This window comes from Acidiplasma sp., assembly GCF_038728925.1.
Lineage (GTDB): Archaea > Thermoplasmatota > Thermoplasmata > Thermoplasmatales > Thermoplasmataceae > Acidiplasma > Acidiplasma aeolicum.
The window spans coordinates 47,051-63,966 of sequence record NZ_JAVYSZ010000007.1; the positions used below are offsets into that span (position 1 = coordinate 47,051).

Sequence of the window (16,916 nt, forward strand, 5' to 3'; positions counted from 1 at the left end):
GGTTATTACAGAATGGCGTATAAATTTTATGATACCTCATCACCCTTATCATCACCAAATAGAATCCTTCCAATATATGGGACATAGATGGTCTGGAGTATTATTGATATTAAAACAACAAATGAGACTGATGCATATATAATTGCACCGTACTGTATCAATATTTTTATATGGTCCTGTGAGCCTATGACAAATGGTACGGTTGAAAGCACAACAGGAACAACCCCCCGCGGTCCTACCAGTGACATAAATATTTTGCTTCTGGTATCAAATTTTATTATATTCTTGCTAAAATCAAAAATGCTTAGGGATGCAAACACCGCAAGTGGCCTGATAACGAATATAACAAGTAAGGATATTATAAACCCAAAGAATATATAATTAATAAGCTGCACACGTGTCAGAATACTTCCAAGGAGGATAAAAATAACTGACTGTGCCATAAATGATAAATTTTCATTAAAGCTTGTCTCACGATTCCAGAATATGCTTTTATCGGAATAGTTACCAACTATTGCACCTGTTGCTATTATGGCTGGAAATGGTGTTATGCTTATTGCCTGGAGTGATGTAAATTCAAATAGGACAATACCCAGTGTAAGTGCAACCAGCAGGTTTTCAAAATTAAAATACCTGTTTAAGTATATTATAATAAATCCAAGTCCTATTCCTATGGCGGATGGTACGGCTATTTCCAGCATAAGAAATGAGATTGAGCCAAATATAATTCCTGTATGATTATAAAGAAATGTAAAAAGCATGGAATATGATACGCTTGGTGCTGTAAGGGCGATCCCTATTGTTAAAAGTATTATGCCAAGCGGATCATTAAAAAGGCTTTCTCCTATTAAAGTTCCAGATACATCATCCCTAATTTTTATTTTTTTGAAGGTCGGTATCAGTGATGCGGGGTCTGTTGGGGAAATGATTGCACCAAATAAAAATCCGATTATAAAAGGTGCACCTGTTAAAATTGAGAAGAATATCCCAGCACCCACTGCAGTAATAACCATACCTATAGTATCTAGGGAGGCAATTTTATAAAGGTATCTCCTTAAAATTCTTGGATTTATATTATGTGATTCATAATAAAGGATAATTACAAGACCAAGCAGGCCGATTCCAACAGTTCCAAATGATGATAATAAATAGATGGCAAAGCCATGTGATATTAATCCGAGAACCGGCCCAAAAATCAGGCCAAATACAATGAGAACCGGTATGTATACAGTTGATGCCTTCCTCGATATTGGTATGGAAAACGCTGCTATTATTAAAATAAAACTTATCTCGTAGTATTCATATGTAATTGTCGATATAAACATTTTAGTTCAGTGTTTCTGGCATTCTCCTTTTATGCTCGGAATTGTTGTATATGCCAATAATTTTTTTATAATCGTCAGTATCCTTTCGAATATTTTTATCAAATATATCAATTAAGATCTGATCAACCCTATGATACGGCATTGAGAGCTCATCCTCATCATACTGGTTTTCCCAGAGACCTGCTGAGGGCTTTTTGTTTATTATAGAATCTGGTATGCCAAGATATTTTGATATTTTTCTTACATCTGTTTTATAAAGGAATTCAATGGGTTCAATATCACATGCACCATCACCAAATTTTGTATAATATCCAAGAAGATACTCGGTACGATTTGTTGTTCCTATTACAAGGCCGTTATACTGATTTGCAAAATAATACAGTATGGTGGCCCTGATTCTTGACCTTAAATTTCCCTCAATTTTTTTATCGGTATGTCCCAAAATTGAAATAAATGAAGAAAATACAGGCTCTATATTAATGGTTTCTATCCTTATACCGGTATTATCTTCAAGTGCCTTTATATCATCATAATCTGATTCCCTGGTAAATCTATCAGGCATAAAAATTGCCTTAATTTTATTTGTATTTATTGAAACCGAAAGTAATTTTAAAACCAGGGAGCTATCTATTCCAGAGCTGACTCCAAGCACCGCGATTTTACCATTAAGCCTGCTCTTTAAGAACGTTTTAATTTTTTCAACAACCTCATCTTCATTAAACACATAATGTTAATGAAATGGAATTAAATAAATATTTAGTTAAGGCTTAATAAAATTATTATGATTACTGATAAAAAATCTTAAAAAATTTTTTATGCAATTTTTAGAAAATAATAATAAAATGATTACGTATAATAAATGCTAGGTAAAGTTTAAATATTTATAATATATGAGCCTACTAATGAAAGTAATAAATATAATACTACTGGCAATACCTTTTATAGTATTGCTTTTTGGAATAACACTGTACAACAGGAGTTCCCCCTCTCTTGGTGGGTTTCCTTTCTTCTACTGGTTTCAGATGCTATGGATATTTCTAACTGCGCTGTTCACAAGCATAGTATATTTAAATGAAAGAAGGGAAAATGGTGATAAGCATGTACAATGATCTCGATTATATCCTGTTCTTCGGCCTTATAGGTTTTGCCATTGTTGTGGGTTTCCTTGCCGTATTCTGGAAGAGGGTTGCAAGCCTTGAGAATGAGCTTGAATACGGTCTGGCCGGCAGGAGGTTTGGTACCGTAATAGTATGGTTCCTTATAGGTGGTGATATATATACTGCATACACACTTATAGCGGTACCGGGCCTTGAGGCATCAGCCGGCGGGCTTGCCATGTTTGCAGTACCCTATGTTGTTCTTGTGTATCCGTTAGTTTATATATTCATGCCAAAATTATGGGCGGTTTCAAAAAATAAGGGATACATAACAGCAGGGGATTATGTAAAGGATAGATTTTCATCAAGATTTCTTGCCCTTCTTGTTGGACTAACAGGTGTTGTTGCCGAAATGCCATATATAGCATTGCAGATAGTTGGCATAGAGGTATTACTGGATTCAATGAAGCTTCCCGTTGAGTTAAGCCTTATAGTGGCATTCCTCTTTGTTGCAGGATTTACACTTATAAGTGGCCTAAGGGGTCCAGCACTGACAGCCATTGTTAAGGATGTTCTTATATGGGCTGCTGTTCTTACAATAATAATTGTTGTGCCAATAAAACTCGGAGGCTTTGGCACAATATTTTCGGATGCAAAGGTAGCCGGATTAAACCTTAATATATCCCCTGCACTCGATGCCGGCTACGTTACACTGGCATTTGGATCTGCACTTGCCCTATTCCTGTATCCTCATGCATTTACCGGGGCCTTAAGTTCAAAGGATGCAAACACAATAAAAAAGAATTCATCCCTTTTACCGTTATACAGCGTTTTATTGCTATTTGTCACATTATTGGGTGTGGCCGCAGTTGCCGTTCTAGGAATGCCATTTGACGGTAAGCATGGTGCACCGGCAAGCAGCTTTGCATTTCCGTATCTAATAGAACATATGTTCCCATCATGGTTCTCATCCTTTGCATTTGCCGCGGTTGTGATAGGCAGCATAGTGCCATCATCCATAATGGCACTGGCATCCGCAAACCTTATTACAAGAAATCTTTATCTTGAATACATAAATCCAAAGGCCTCATCCGCAAGGCAATCCGTTGTTACAAGGATAATGGTGGTGGTTGTTATTCTTGGTGCCCTGATATTCTCATTTGTGCCGGCCGCATCAAGGCAGATAATATTCTTACAGACATTTGGCGGTGCATTTGTTCTTCAAACATTACCGGCGGTCTTTCTTTCATTATACACAAGGAAATTAAACAAGTGGTCTGTTGGAATAGGATGGTTCGTAAGCCTAGTAATAACAGTTATAATGCTTATACAGATGAATCTAACAGTATCATTCTATAAATACTTCTTTGAGGTTTACATAGGCCTTATAGGGCTTGGCATAAATCTGCTCGTTGTAGGCCTTATAACACTTGTAATGTACCTTACCAAACATGTTAAAGAGGAGGGGACAATAGAGGAAAAGGACTTTGAATACAGCAGTTAATTTTATGAATATTTTTTAAATTCCTTTTTTTAAATTTATTTAAAAATTAGGACCATTTTAATATTATAAATGTCATTATATGTAAGCAAATTAAAAATAAATTTTAAATAATGAAAAATAATATACCGGTATGGAATGACGTCTCCACAATGCCAGAGGGCTGATGACGTCTACTTGGTGATACCATGATTCATCTGGTTGTGGAGACATTATCTCAATATTTATTTGTTATTCTTGCTTCCCCGTTATTTGCAGGTATCTTTGAGAGGTTAAAGGCCATTATTGAATCAAGGCATGGACCTAGCATATTTCAGCCTTATTATGATATCTTTAAGCTCCTTAAAAAGGAGACATTAATAAGCTTTAAATCAACACGGCTTTTTATAGTCGCACCCTATATTGCCTTTGGAATATATTCTTTAATTGCACTTATTATTCCCGTATTTATGTCAAGGCCCATTATATTTACCGCATCGGGCGATTTTTTTGCTGGTGCAATACTGTTTTCTGTGGCGGCATTTGTTAAAATTGCTGGTACCATGGACTCGGGAAGCAATTTTTCATCCCTTGGAATATCAAGGATTTTATCATTTAATTTTTTTAGTGAGGGGACACTTATAACGGTGTTTTTTGCAGTGGCACTTATAACGGGCACAAACAATCCCTATGTAACCAATAATTATCTGATATCCCATCCATTATCAAATCTTAGCCTTGTTCATATCTTTGCCATTTTTGCGTTTTTCATGATTTTCATTTATGAATCTGGAAGGATACCCACACAGAGTGAGGGTCTCCAGGAAATGGGAATGATAGATTCTGGAATAGATTATGAATACAGTGGCAAGCTGCTTGCAGTAAATAAATGGTCTTCATACATTAAACAGTATCTGCTTGGGTCGGTCCTGTTAAATGTGTTTTTAATACCGTGGGGAATAACAAACACATTTCCAGATTTCTTATTAAACATACCTGTAATGTTTTTAAAATGGTTGTTTCTTATAATTATTGTGCTCATAATAGATACAACCATGGCCAAGCTAAGACTGTTTAAGGTTGTAGACTTTCTTGCTGTGGCCTTTATTTTCTCAATACTTTTCCTGATTTTAACAGAGGTGATTGGATGAACATAATTTATACACTTATTTATTTAATATCTGCTGTACTTGTTATCACCGGATTTTACATTCAGGGCAACAAGTATCTTAGATCTATGGTTTTAACACTGGCATTTCAATCGCTTATTATTGCAATTATAGCCTTCATGCTTGGTATGATGCTAAAAAATTATACATTTATAATACTTGGCATTCTTGTAATAATTTTAAGGGTATTTCTGGTTACATATTTCTTAATAAAAAGAATACCAAGGAGTTTGAGCTATGTGTATGAGCCAAGGGTAAGCACAACATACCTGCTAATACTTGACCTCATATTCATAATAGCATCAATATTTATTGTATACTCAATTTCTTTTATAAAAATAAAAACCATCATATTCCCTATAAAGAACATAATACTATTCCCACTTCTATTATTCTTTCAGGGATTGTTTTTAATTGCATCTAGAAGAAGAACCATTGCACAGATCCTTGGCTATGTGGAGGAGGAAAACTCACTGATTATCCTTGGAACATTTCTGCTGCCGGTTCCAATAATAATAGAAAGCAGTGTTTTTCTGGATGTGCTAATACTTGTTGTAATATTCTCTGTTATAAGCATTGAAAAAAATGTACATGAAAGAATGGAGGAGTTGAGGGGATGATAATAGTACCTTTAATTATACTTATAATTCCACTTATAGCGAGCGCTTTTTATAAAAGCATTAAAAATGCATCTGTTGCCGGGGCCATTCTGGAAATGATAATGCTAATACCATTATATTTCAGCCTTAATTATAAAGGGTTTTTCTTCATAACAAGGATAAATTTTATATTTATTCTAATGGTTTCATCAGTATATTTAATGTCACTACTTTATTCAAGAAAATACATAGAGGGAATCGAGAATAGGGGAATTACAGAAAAAAATTATTACCTTTTGATGAACTTTTTTTACATCTCAATGGAATTTGCACTTATGGTTAATAATTATGGATTCATGTGGGTGGGTATTGAAACAACAACCATATCATCAGCACTATTAATAATAACAGAAAAAAATGATGCATCGCTTGAGGCCACATGGCGTTACATAATTATAGTTTCTGCAGGGGTTACATTTGCATTTATATCTGTAATACTCATATATTATTCATTCCATACACTGGAAGTTACCGCAATTATATACCGGTCCAGCACTGGTGATCTGCCTGTAAGGCTTGCTGTTGGCATAGCCCTTGTTGGATTTGGTACCAAGGTTGGGGTTTTTCCAATGCACACATGGCTTCCGGATGCGCACAGTGAGGGACCTGCCCCGGTCAGTGCCATGTTTTCCGGTGTTTTACTTCCAACAGCACTTTATGTACTTTACAGAATATATGAGATATATCCCATGCCTGAAATATTCGTGTGGGCAGGCACGGTATCAGTTTTATTTGCGGCGCTGTTTTTAACCTACCAGCACAACTACAAGAGAATGTTCGCATACTCAACAATGGAGAATATGAACATGGCATTAATTGGCATTGGTACAGGTACATATGCCGGGCTTGTTGGCTCCCTTGTTCTTTTACTGGCCCACAGTTTTGGCAAGGCTGGTGCATTTTATTCAACCGGAGAAATTATGAAGATATCCGAGACGAAGGATATTAATAATATCTCAGGGTTTATGAAAAATAAGATCGTTTCCTCATCCCTTTTAATATCATCCTTTGCTGTTACCGGGACACCGCCATATGGAACGTTTTTTGGAGAATTTCTTATACTTTATTCGGTGATTACAATACATTACTATGCACAGTTCATAATTATTTTAATCTCAATTTTTATTGCCTTTGTCTCCATTAATTTGAATGTTTCAAAAATGATATTTAAGGGGGATTATAAGTATAATGAAACAAATGGCTCCATAATACCCCTTATTTCAGGTATTATTGCCATTTTTATTGGAATTGTATTTCTGGTGATAATAAATGAAATATTATAAAAATGGGATTAAATCTGGCAGGCTGATAGGAAAATATAAAAATTACAGTATATACTCTGAGGGCTTTATTTCAGTAATGGATGAAGAAAGCAGAATGTATGAAAAAAATCCAGATGAGATAAATTTTGCATATGGACCATCTGCTGGCGGCCTTGAGGAATCCATAGGATTTACCCTTCAAACCCCAGGCGAGATAATAAAAAATGTTGATGTTAATCCATCTTATAAGATGAGGGATATTAAAATTATTAATGATGATATATACACTGCACTTTTAAAAATAGAGAGGGTAAATGGATACCATGCAGCATCAAATTCAGTATGCTTTTTGCTTGCAGTTGAGGATGCCCTGGAAATAGAAAATTCTGATTCAAACAATGAAAGAATAATTGAAATAGAACTTGAAAGGATAAGATCAAATCTGCATGTCATTAAGGGATTATGTGAGTCTGCAGGTTTTTCCGTACCAGAGAAGCAGGTCTCTTACATTATAGAGAGGGTATCAAGGATCATTTCAGTATCATTCAGGCACAGATTTTTCTTCGGTGCAAATTTAATAAACATGGTTAATGGGAATATTGATTATGTTTTAAAAGAAATTGGTGATATTGAAAAGGAATTCAGATTATTGTATAATGACCTCCTGGCATCAAAGATATTTATGGACAGGCTACAGGAGAATGGAATATATAAGGATGTAAATTCCATTGGCCCTGCTGCCCGGGCAGCCGGCCTTAAGTATGATGCCAGAATTGACTCAAAATCATTACTCTATGATGGTTATAAGATATGCACGTACAGTTCCGGTGATGTTTTTGCAAGATTCATGGTTAGAAGCAATGAAATATTTTCAGCATGTGATATAATATTAAATACAGGTATTAAAAAACATTACATGAAAAAATATGATTTAAATAAATCTGGTGAGGGGGCCGCCAGAATTGAATCCCCGCAGGGGGACATATTTTATTATGTTAAAATTGATCATGGCAGAATATCTGATATAATAATGTCATCACCATCGGTTCTTAATCTTTATGCATTTAAAAAGGCACTGCCTGGTAATATCTTCACAGATTTCTTTTTTGTATGGGAAAGTTTTGGCATATGGGTTTCTGAAATGGGGGTGAATTTTATATGACACTATGGTTTCTTAACGGTATAAAAAAGGGGATAAAAACTGAAAAAAATCCCGATGAAAGCATGTTTAAACCTGATTATCCATCAGTTCTTGAGGGAAAAAGCAGTTATGACTGCCCAACAGGTGCCATAAGTAATGGAACATGGATTAAGGAAAAATGCATTTTCTGTGGAAGGTGCGATTTAAGACCAACTGGTAACCAGAATATATATAACATCCATGGAAAAATGCCTGAAATATTTAAAAGATCATTTTACCTGTATCCTATTGACTCAGGCACATGCGGTGCATGCAATGCAGAATTAAAATCGATATTTTCTCCACAGTATGATGCAAACCGGTTTAACATATTTGAGGCTGAAACTCCAAGGCATGCCGATGCCCTTGTTATTATGGGTGTTTATACAAACGGCATGGAAAAAATAATAGAAGAGGCATACAACGCAATGCCAGATCCAAAAATAGTAATAGCAATGGGGGCATGCACACTTTCAGGTGGAATTATTGGCTCAGGCATAAATAAAAAATTCAATGTGGAAATAGCTGGCTGCCCACCAACGCCATATTCAATCATATCTGCAATTTTAAGGTACAGAGGTGATTAATATAAATATATTATATTATATTCCACTTGTAATAATTTTTATTTCTGTACCCGTATCGATTAAATACAGAACGTTTGCATATGTATTATCCGTAATATCCTCAATTGCCTTTATTTTTATCACATTTAACAGATATAATTATATAACGTACTTTTACATGATTTCAGGCGCGGTATGGATAATATCATCAATATATTCCATATCCTACTCAAAATCCTACGGAAAATGGCTTTCCCCGCTTTTCCTTTTAACAATTTCAGGCATGATGGTTATACTTTATTCATCAAACTTTTTAATATTCATAACAGGCTGGGAAATTATGTCAATACCTGCATATGTTACCGTTGCTGTCAATAAAAGGAATGATGCTGAGGCCTATGTTTTTATGTTTTTCTCGGAAATATCCACAGTTTTTATTATTACAGCAGCGGTTATGTCATATTTTTATACCGGCAATTTTGGATTTAACATTCTAACCAATGATTATGTACTTTTAATTTTTACCATTGGTGCAATGTCAAAAATGGGGTTAACACCATTTATGATAAGCGAGTGGCTTCCAATAGCACATGGAAGTGCCCCGGCAAATTCATCTGCACTTTTCAGCGCCACCATGACGCTTATGGGTGTATATGGCATAACAAAAATCGCATTATTATCACCACAATCACAGACCATAGGAATCCTATTTACCGCCATAGGTGTGATATCTGTTATATTTGGATCACTCTATGCTTATATATCGGAAAATATGAAATCACTGGGTGGGTTTAGCACCATAGAGAATAACGGCACCCTTCTGTCAGCCATTGGCCTTTATGTTACATTTAATGATCACATATTAAGGATGTTTATAATTATTTCAGTAGTAATCTTCGCAATGGGGCATTCCATAGCAAAAACAGGCCTTTTTATGTCCGTTGGCAATACCGGTGCGGAATACTTCAGCATGGTATCAAAGAATTCCAGCAGTGCCAATAAAATCGGAAAATTTTTTATTTTTTCATCACTATCCGGTTTATTCCCCGGAATTGGAGGCCTTGGAACATGGATGGTCCTTGAATCATTTTTCATGGGTGCGTACCTGGGAGGCATCAGCGGGCTTGCCTCCCTGATAGGTGGTTCTGTACTTGCCATCGGCGAGGGTTTTGCCACAGCTGCAATGTTTAAAATTTATTATTTTAGTGATAAACATGATGAGAAAATAGAAAAAAATGATCTTAAAACGTATACAGTCCTTGCCACCGGTCTCTTGCTGATATTACTTTTTGCTGTATCCGTAATATTTATTAAACCAGAATTTTTATCTGGCATACCTGAAGTTCTGGTTTTTAATGGATTTATGATAGAATCAAAATTTAATGAAAATGATTTTGGGCTGGTAACACCATTTTATATTTTAGTATTAATAATCATATTTTCATTGCTTACATATGCAATTTTTGGAAAACCGAAGACCAGAAAGGTTATGCCATGGAACAATGGTGTATCAGATTTTGATGGGTACACATCATTTTCATATTCCAGTGGCATAAGACTAATTTTAAAAAGAATATTAAAAACAGGGAACAAAAAATCAGGTATGGAGACGGTTGACATATTCTGGTTTGCAATGATAAAAATCGCCAGGGGTTTTAGAAATGGTGCAAGATATATTGGATACAGGATCATGAACAGCTCAATAAGCTATTATATGGTTTATATGATAATTGCATTCATAATAATCATTATAATTGTATCATTATAATTATTATAAAAATAAATTTATTTTTTTTAATTGTTTACCGGTTAAGTATTTATACTTTTTAGACATGTCTATTTAGACATGATAACAACAAAAAACAGGGATTCAGGTATAATACTCGGCCTCATGGCATTTGCGGGTACCTTAATTGTATATGTTGAAACCATGATAGTGCCTGCAATTCCTGTGTTTATAAAATTCTTTGATACCACATACGATAATGTTTCATGGGTGATAACTGCATACATTATTACAGGAACCGTTGCAGCAGGGATATTTGGAAAGCTCGGTGACGTTTTTGGAAAAAGAAGGGTATTTTTAATTCTTTCACTGATATATGCCATTGCAGTATCATTTGGTGGATTTGCCACCACACTGGACGAGCTCATAGCAATAAGGGTCATACAGGGCATTGGATTTGGCATGTTTCCACTGGCATATGCCATAATTAATGATGTTGTTCCAAAAAGGGAACTTGCACTTGCACAGGGGATAATGAGTGCGACCTTTGCCGTTGGTGCTGGAATAGGCCTTGTTATAGGTGCATACATAACCGAATATTTTGGGTGGCAGTGGTCATATCATTCTGCAATTCCCGTTGCATTTGCACTGTTTATCCTGAGCTATTTTTATCTTAAGGATTATGCGGAACCTGTAAGGGAAAAAATAGACTTTGCCGGTGTTGCACTTCTTGGAATCCCACTGGTATTTCTGATATTTGGTTTATCTGAGGGTCAAACCTATGGATGGACTTCAATTACAATAATATCAATGTTCATACTTTCAGGCATCCTGTTTTACATTTTTGTAAGGTATGAATCAAATGCTGAAAATCCATTTATAAACATACAGCTTGTCAGAAAAAGAAATGTGTTAATAGCAAACTTTGTGGGACTCTTTGCCATGTCAGGTATGTACTTCCTATTCTTCACAGTGCCCACATTGCTTCAGGATCCAGAGCCTGCCGGATTTGGAAAAACAATTCTTGAGTCTGGCATAATAATGCTGCCGGCAACAGTTATGGCCATGGTATCAGCCCCACTTGCATCACTGGAAACTGAGAAAAAGGGGCCAAAGGCATCAATGATTACCGGACTTTCAATAGGGCTTATTTCATTTATAATGTTAATATTCTTCAGGTCGACCATATTTGACATAATATATGCTGCGGTGGTTCTTGGAATAGGATTTTCCTTTATTCTGGTGGGAGTCATCAATCTATTGCTTATTTCAACACCAAATGAACGGGCCGGTGAGGCCACAGGTATGAATACGGTTTTTAGAGAAATAGGAATGTCGATAGCACCCGCAATAGCCGGATCAATTGAATCGATGTATTCAGTTCCTGTGATAATATCAATACTTCCATACAGCATGGGATCATTGAACTATATACCTGTATTCTATGATTTCCCGTCATCAAGGGCCTTTACCATGGTATACATTATAGGCATAATATTTGTAATTATAAGTATAGGCATCTCCAGTCTTATAAAAAACACAAGAGGTGATTTAAATGAATAAAAAAATTTTGGCTGTTTTAATAGTATTTATGTTTGCTGCTTCAGGATTACTTGCATATGAGTATTCTGGTGTTAATGACCATAAAAGTGCGTTTACATCATCACAGGCACCTGTTGAGGTTACAGGTGTGCACTGGTACAACCAGACATCAAGCATGCTTCCAGCCCCTGGCTCTGGCGATGTACCACTCTATGTAACATTCACAGCACTTGCAACTGAAAATGTAAGTGGATTTATAAACCTTACATCACCTTTTAGCTACAGCTATATATCGGGTCCTAACAGTGATGTCAAATCAGTATACACACTTTCATTGAAAGCAGGGAATAGATATACAATAATGCAGATGGTGAACATAAGCGCCAGTGCATCAGGTAATTTATATGAGGAAAATATAACATTATCAACATCATCTGGTTCATCAAATGCAAACTTTACACTTCCAATTGGCCAGCCCAGTTTATCTGTGGTAACATATTATACAAATCCCCCTGTGATATATCAGGATCAGAAGGGAATAAAATTAACAGTGGTAACATCAAATACAGGAACAAGCAATGCAAATAATGTAACCGCAGGAATTTATTCTAAATATTTTAATGTTATATCACCTGCAAATTATAGCATTAAGTATTATCCGCTTGGGAAAATCATGAACTTTACATTCTATTTAGATGCCAAAAATGTCTCAGGCAGCGCGCCTATTTATTTTTCAATGTATAATATAACATATACACTTAAATCAAGGATAAATTCAGATCAGTATGTTAATCTAAAAATAACTGAGGCATCAGATAAACTGGTATCGGGTGAGAAAAAACAGATAATTACATTTTATATAAACAATACAGGCAATAAGACATTCAGGGATTTAAATATACACATGCTAATGCCAAGTGTAATATCAATACACATACCATCATCAAACCCACTGGCAGCCCTGGATGCGGATAATGTTACATACTCCTCCTTAAAACCCGGGCAGTCCCTGAGGGTTACATTTATAGTCGATGTTTCTGATGTATACAGTGGTAATTATCCTGTTCAGCTCCTTGTGGAATACAGGTTTAATAATACGGAATCTGTATTCTACAAAACCGCAACATTTACAGAAAAGGTATCACCATCACCTGATGAGGAAATCGAACATAACATAATAAAACCAGAATATCTTGTTCCAATAGTGCTTGTAATAGCCATATTAATAATAATAGGAGCAGCGGTAAGGCACAGCCATAAAAAGGAAAAAAATATGAATAAAAATAACAAAAAATAAATTTAATTAAAACTTTATCAAATGTGAAACTATGAATGATTATACACTAAGAATACTGTATATACTTAACCTGAAGGAAATGACAGGTTACGGCCTCGCAAAACGTATATTAAGCACAAATACCCACAGAAATATATCAAATGGTGCGTTAATGCCCGCAATAAATAATTTATTAAAAAAAGGATTAATATATTCAAAAATTATAAACAATAAAAAATATTATTTTTTAACGGATTCCGGTAAAAAACTGATAAATAACCTGATGGAACTTAATGATGAGATCAAAAATGAGGCCATTATAGATACAATAAGCCAGGAATTTCCATATATAAACGTATTCACAGACATTAATGATTTTACTGTTCTTAAAAATGTAATTAAGAAAATAGGCCCGGGAATTATTAATCTTATAAGGTACTCATTTATACTGGAAAAAAATGGGCAAAAAGAGAAACTTAATGATATAATAAATTATCTTAATGAATTTAATCCGGAGAAATTACAGAAAACAAAATAATATTTATTAGTAATTGATGATATGAATAATAATTTAAAAAGTAAATTTTTAAAAACTTATTTAATAATGAAAATAATATTGATTTAATGAAATTAACATCAATAGTTCCTGCAGATTTTTTAAAATTAACAGATAATAATGATTTTTCATTATATAAACATCAGGAGGAGGCGGTCCAAAAACTCATATCGGGAAAAAATGTGATAGTTTCCGTTCCAACCGCCTCAGGGAAGACTCTAATTGCATACATAGAAATATATAAAACGTTCCTCAAGCGCAAGAAATCACTTTACATAGTTCCATTAAGGTCACTGGCCATGGAAAAGTATCAGGAACTTCTAAATTTAAGGTCTCTTGGGATGAGGGTAACTATATCCATTGGTGACTACGATATACCACCATCATTTGTAAGGAACTATGATGTTATTGTATGCACGTCAGAAAGGGCTGACTCAATGATACATCGTGATCCTGATATACTAAATGAATTTGGTTTTGTTATACTTGATGAAATTCATACAATTTCAGATGAAAGCAGGGGGCCAAAACTTGAAACTGTAATATCCTCAATTTTATACCTTAATCCGGATATAATACTTCTGGGGCTTTCAGCAACGGTTTCAAACATTAAGGAAATGGCCATGTGGATGAATGCCGAAACCGTAATATCAGATTTTAGGGCGGTTCCGTTGGAAACTGGAATTGTTTACAGGCACTCACTGATAAGGGACGGAAAAAAAGAATTCCTTGGAAATAAGGACGAGCTTGTTTTAATTGAAAACAGCGTCAATGATGGCGGTCAGTGTATTGTTTTCAGAAATTCCAGAAGGAATGTTGAGAAATATGCTGAACTTTTAAAGAATAATTTTGATTTTGGCACGAATATTGAGGATCTTGAACTGCCGCTTGAGAATTTAAATGACAAAATGATAGACCTAATATCGCATGGAATTGCATACCATCATGCCGGACTTTCAAATGAACAGAGAGGAACAATTGAGGAGCTATTTAAGAAGGGACATATAAAGATAATTGTGGCCACCCCAACACTGGCCGCCGGTGTAAACCTGCCTGCCAGAACAGTTATTATACGGGATATTACAAGGTATTCCGATGGTTACAGTAAGCCAATTTCTAATATAGAGGTACAGCAGATGCTTGGTAGGGCTGGCAGGCCAAAATACGATAAAATAGGTTATGGATATATAACTGTATCAAGTGAATCAATGCTAAAGGTTGCACAAAACTATCTTAATGGTGATCTGGAGCCTGTGATATCCAAGATGGATTCAAACAGTCTGATCAGGTTTAACATACTATCGCTAATATCCTCTGGAATGGCAAGGAAATACGATGATATACTAAATTTTTATAAAAAAACACTGCTTGCCATTCAAAACGATATAAAGGATTATTCACTGGCATTTGACGGGGCCATTTACTTTTTAAAGGAGAATGGTTTTATTTCGGAGGAAAATGATATTTATAAAGTGGAGCCATTTGGAAAAATAACATCAGAACTTTACATAGACCCTGTTACAGCGCTGATATTATCAGAGTGTTTAAATCATGAATATTCAGAGCCATTATATCTTTATTATATATCAAAAACGCCAGATATGATACCTTTTAATTTCAGGGAATATGACTATGAATATGTTGAAAACTTCCTTGATAAATATAATATAAACGATTTCAGTGAGGAATCAATGCGGGCAGCCAAAACAGCAATAATTCTGCAGGAATGGATAAATGAGGTCCCAATTAATACCTTAGCAGAGTCATTTGATATTGGCCCCGGCGATATACAGGCAAAGGTATCATCAGCTGACTGGATTTCATATTCACTTTACAGATTATCAACAATGAATAAAAAGGAATATTCAGGCCAGTTATTCCATTTAAACATAAGGATAAAGGAGGGCATTAAGGAGGATATTATAAAGCTTATAGAAATACCGGGCGTTGGCAGGGTAAGGGCAAGGAGATTATTTGACAATGGATACACCACAATTGAAAAACTTGCATCTGCAAAAATGGAGGATATTGGAAATATATTTGGTTTCTCAAATAAGCTTGCCCTTGAAATTATACAGTATGCAGATAAAATAACAAAGCAGTATTATAAGGGGAACAACCTTGATTCATATAGCGGTAGATAAGGAATATGCACAGGCAGCCATAGAATACTGCAAATCTTCGGGATTATTTAACAAAAAATATAGAGTACAGCATGATGGCTCCATGGTATATATTCCTGTAATAAGGCCACCGGAGGGATATAAAATAGTTGATATAAATCCTATTGAAAATAATAGCATTAAGGATTATAACCACTCATTTTCATATGACATCATAGGTGATATTGCCGTAATAAAGGGCAAAAAACTTGATGAGGCTCAAAAGCTGGTCGATATAATAAAAATGAGAAAGGAAATAAAATCAATTTATCTCGACTCAGGTGTTACTGGAGAATACAGAACAAGGGATGTAAAACTTTTATACGGTGAGGATAACACAGGAACAATTTACAGGGAAAATGGCATAAGATTGCATGTTGATATAAAAAGGGCATATTTTTCACCGAGACTGGCAACAGAGAGGGCCAGAATTGCCAATGAGATAAATGAGAATGAGAAAATCTTTGACATGTTCTGCGGTGTTGGCCCGTTTTCCGTGCTAATAGCACACAGAATAAAATGTGATATAATAGCATCTGACATAAACTGTGATGCAATAGAACTTTTGAATGAAAATAAAAGGCTAAATTCATTAAAGGGTAAAATTGAGGCATACTGTGGTGATTCCCGAAATTTAATAAAATCATTTCATGATTTCAACAGAATAATAATGAATTTACCCCACGGTGCATTTAACTTTATAAATGATGCCATTAACAGTGTTTCAGCTGGAGGAATAATAAACTACTATGAAATATGTGATTACGAAACATTAGAATCCAGAATGGAATACTTTAGATCAGCAGGCCTGGAGATAGTCTATAAAAGAATAGTGCATGGATTTTCCAAATTCAAGAATATGTATTCAATAGAGTTAAAAAAATTATAAATATATACTAAATAATAATTATTAATA

Annotated in this window: 15 protein-coding genes; 13 read left to right on the forward strand and 2 right to left on the reverse strand. The window is 34.9% G+C overall.

Annotated elements, in window-relative coordinates:
- Positions 1-26 precede the first annotated feature (26 nt).
- Together QXW15_RS04170 and QXW15_RS04175 are read right to left on the reverse strand one after the other, a co-directional pair.
- Positions 27-1,325, reverse strand: a complete 1,299-nt coding sequence (locus QXW15_RS04170) for a sodium:proton antiporter (RefSeq protein ID WP_048101619.1) — start codon at positions 1,323-1,325, stop codon at positions 27-29.
- A 1-nt stretch (position 1,326) separates the two neighbouring features.
- Positions 1,327-2,049 (reverse strand): NAD+ synthase, encoded by a 723-nt coding sequence (locus tag QXW15_RS04175; protein ID WP_048101620.1) that lies wholly within the window; start codon positions 2,047-2,049, stop codon positions 1,327-1,329.
- Between the two features lie 178 nt (positions 2,050-2,227).
- Between QXW15_RS04175 and QXW15_RS04180 the strand changes: the two genes are divergently transcribed.
- From QXW15_RS04180 to QXW15_RS04240, 13 genes are all read left to right on the forward strand, one after another.
- Entirely contained in the window at positions 2,228-2,434 is a 207-nt protein-coding gene (locus QXW15_RS04180; protein WP_048101621.1) for a DUF3311 domain-containing protein, read from the forward strand.
- Positions 2,424-3,926: a sodium:solute symporter gene (locus tag QXW15_RS04185; protein WP_052656756.1), complete on the forward strand. Its 1,503-nt coding sequence runs from the start codon at positions 2,424-2,426 to the stop codon at positions 3,924-3,926. Before QXW15_RS04180 ends, QXW15_RS04185 begins: the two co-directional genes overlap by 11 nt.
- A 185-nt stretch (positions 3,927-4,111) precedes the next feature.
- Positions 4,112-5,053: a respiratory chain complex I subunit 1 family protein gene (locus QXW15_RS04190; protein WP_055040749.1), complete on the forward strand. Its 942-nt coding sequence runs from the start codon at positions 4,112-4,114 to the stop codon at positions 5,051-5,053.
- Positions 5,050-5,691, forward strand: coding sequence for a hypothetical protein (locus QXW15_RS04195; RefSeq protein WP_055040748.1), 642 nt, complete (start codon positions 5,050-5,052; stop codon positions 5,689-5,691). The genes QXW15_RS04190 and QXW15_RS04195 overlap by 4 nt, the downstream gene beginning before the upstream one ends.
- Positions 5,688-7,013, forward strand: coding sequence for a proton-conducting transporter membrane subunit (locus tag QXW15_RS04200; RefSeq protein ID WP_342790014.1), 1,326 nt, complete (start codon positions 5,688-5,690; stop codon positions 7,011-7,013). Before QXW15_RS04195 ends, QXW15_RS04200 begins: the two co-directional genes overlap by 4 nt.
- Positions 7,000-8,154 carry a hypothetical protein gene (locus tag QXW15_RS04205; protein ID WP_054964317.1) on the forward strand — a complete coding sequence of 385 codons (1,155 nt, stop codon included), beginning with the start codon at positions 7,000-7,002 and terminating at the stop codon, positions 8,152-8,154. Before QXW15_RS04200 ends, QXW15_RS04205 begins: the two co-directional genes overlap by 14 nt.
- A complete protein-coding gene (locus QXW15_RS04210; RefSeq protein ID WP_048101627.1) occupies positions 8,151-8,759 on the forward strand; it encodes an NADH:ubiquinone oxidoreductase in 609 nt (202 codons plus the stop codon). The genes QXW15_RS04205 and QXW15_RS04210 overlap by 4 nt, the downstream gene beginning before the upstream one ends.
- Positions 8,752-10,506: a proton-conducting transporter membrane subunit gene (locus QXW15_RS04215; protein WP_055040746.1), complete on the forward strand. Its 1,755-nt coding sequence runs from the start codon at positions 8,752-8,754 to the stop codon at positions 10,504-10,506. Before QXW15_RS04210 ends, QXW15_RS04215 begins: the two co-directional genes overlap by 8 nt.
- Positions 10,507-10,584: 78 nt before the next feature.
- Positions 10,585-12,027 carry an MFS transporter gene (locus QXW15_RS04220; protein WP_048101629.1) on the forward strand — a complete coding sequence of 481 codons (1,443 nt, stop codon included), beginning with the start codon at positions 10,585-10,587 and terminating at the stop codon, positions 12,025-12,027.
- Positions 12,020-13,303 carry a hypothetical protein gene (locus QXW15_RS04225; RefSeq protein WP_048101630.1) on the forward strand — a complete coding sequence of 428 codons (1,284 nt, stop codon included), beginning with the start codon at positions 12,020-12,022 and terminating at the stop codon, positions 13,301-13,303. Before QXW15_RS04220 ends, QXW15_RS04225 begins: the two co-directional genes overlap by 8 nt.
- A 31-nt stretch (positions 13,304-13,334) precedes the next feature.
- Positions 13,335-13,820 (forward strand): PadR family transcriptional regulator, encoded by a 486-nt coding sequence (locus QXW15_RS04230; protein WP_055032413.1) that lies wholly within the window; start codon positions 13,335-13,337, stop codon positions 13,818-13,820.
- A gap of 86 nt (positions 13,821-13,906) precedes the next feature.
- Complete coding sequence (locus QXW15_RS04235) at positions 13,907-15,982, forward strand: ATP-dependent DNA helicase (RefSeq protein WP_287950283.1); 2,076 nt, start codon at positions 13,907-13,909, stop codon at positions 15,980-15,982.
- Positions 15,960-16,889: a class I SAM-dependent methyltransferase family protein gene (locus QXW15_RS04240; RefSeq protein ID WP_048101633.1), complete on the forward strand. Its 930-nt coding sequence runs from the start codon at positions 15,960-15,962 to the stop codon at positions 16,887-16,889. The genes QXW15_RS04235 and QXW15_RS04240 overlap by 23 nt, the downstream gene beginning before the upstream one ends.
- Positions 16,890-16,916: the final 27 nt, after the last annotated feature.

Bases quoted from the DNA above. Each gene is read 5' to 3' on its own strand.
- QXW15_RS04170 (WP_048101619.1), bottom strand. From the start codon at position 1,325: ATGTTTATATCGACAATTACATATGAATACTACGAGATAAGTTTTATT.
- QXW15_RS04180 (WP_048101621.1), top strand. From the start codon at position 2,228: ATGAAAGTAATAAATATAATACTACTGGCAATACCTTTTATAGTATTG.
- QXW15_RS04185 (WP_052656756.1), top strand. From the start codon at position 2,424: ATGTACAATGATCTCGATTATATCCTGTTCTTCGGCCTTATAGGTTTT.
- QXW15_RS04190 (WP_055040749.1), top strand. From the start codon at position 4,112: ATGATTCATCTGGTTGTGGAGACATTATCTCAATATTTATTTGTTATT.
- QXW15_RS04195 (WP_055040748.1), top strand. From the start codon at position 5,050: ATGAACATAATTTATACACTTATTTATTTAATATCTGCTGTACTTGTT.
- QXW15_RS04200 (WP_342790014.1), top strand. From the start codon at position 5,688: ATGATAATAGTACCTTTAATTATACTTATAATTCCACTTATAGCGAGC.
- QXW15_RS04205 (WP_054964317.1), top strand. From the start codon at position 7,000: ATGAAATATTATAAAAATGGGATTAAATCTGGCAGGCTGATAGGAAAA.
- QXW15_RS04210 (WP_048101627.1), top strand. From the start codon at position 8,151: ATGACACTATGGTTTCTTAACGGTATAAAAAAGGGGATAAAAACTGAA.
- QXW15_RS04220 (WP_048101629.1), top strand. From the start codon at position 10,585: ATGATAACAACAAAAAACAGGGATTCAGGTATAATACTCGGCCTCATG.
- QXW15_RS04225 (WP_048101630.1), top strand. From the start codon at position 12,020: ATGAATAAAAAAATTTTGGCTGTTTTAATAGTATTTATGTTTGCTGCT.
- QXW15_RS04230 (WP_055032413.1), top strand. From the start codon at position 13,335: ATGAATGATTATACACTAAGAATACTGTATATACTTAACCTGAAGGAA.
- QXW15_RS04235 (WP_287950283.1), top strand. From the start codon at position 13,907: ATGAAATTAACATCAATAGTTCCTGCAGATTTTTTAAAATTAACAGAT.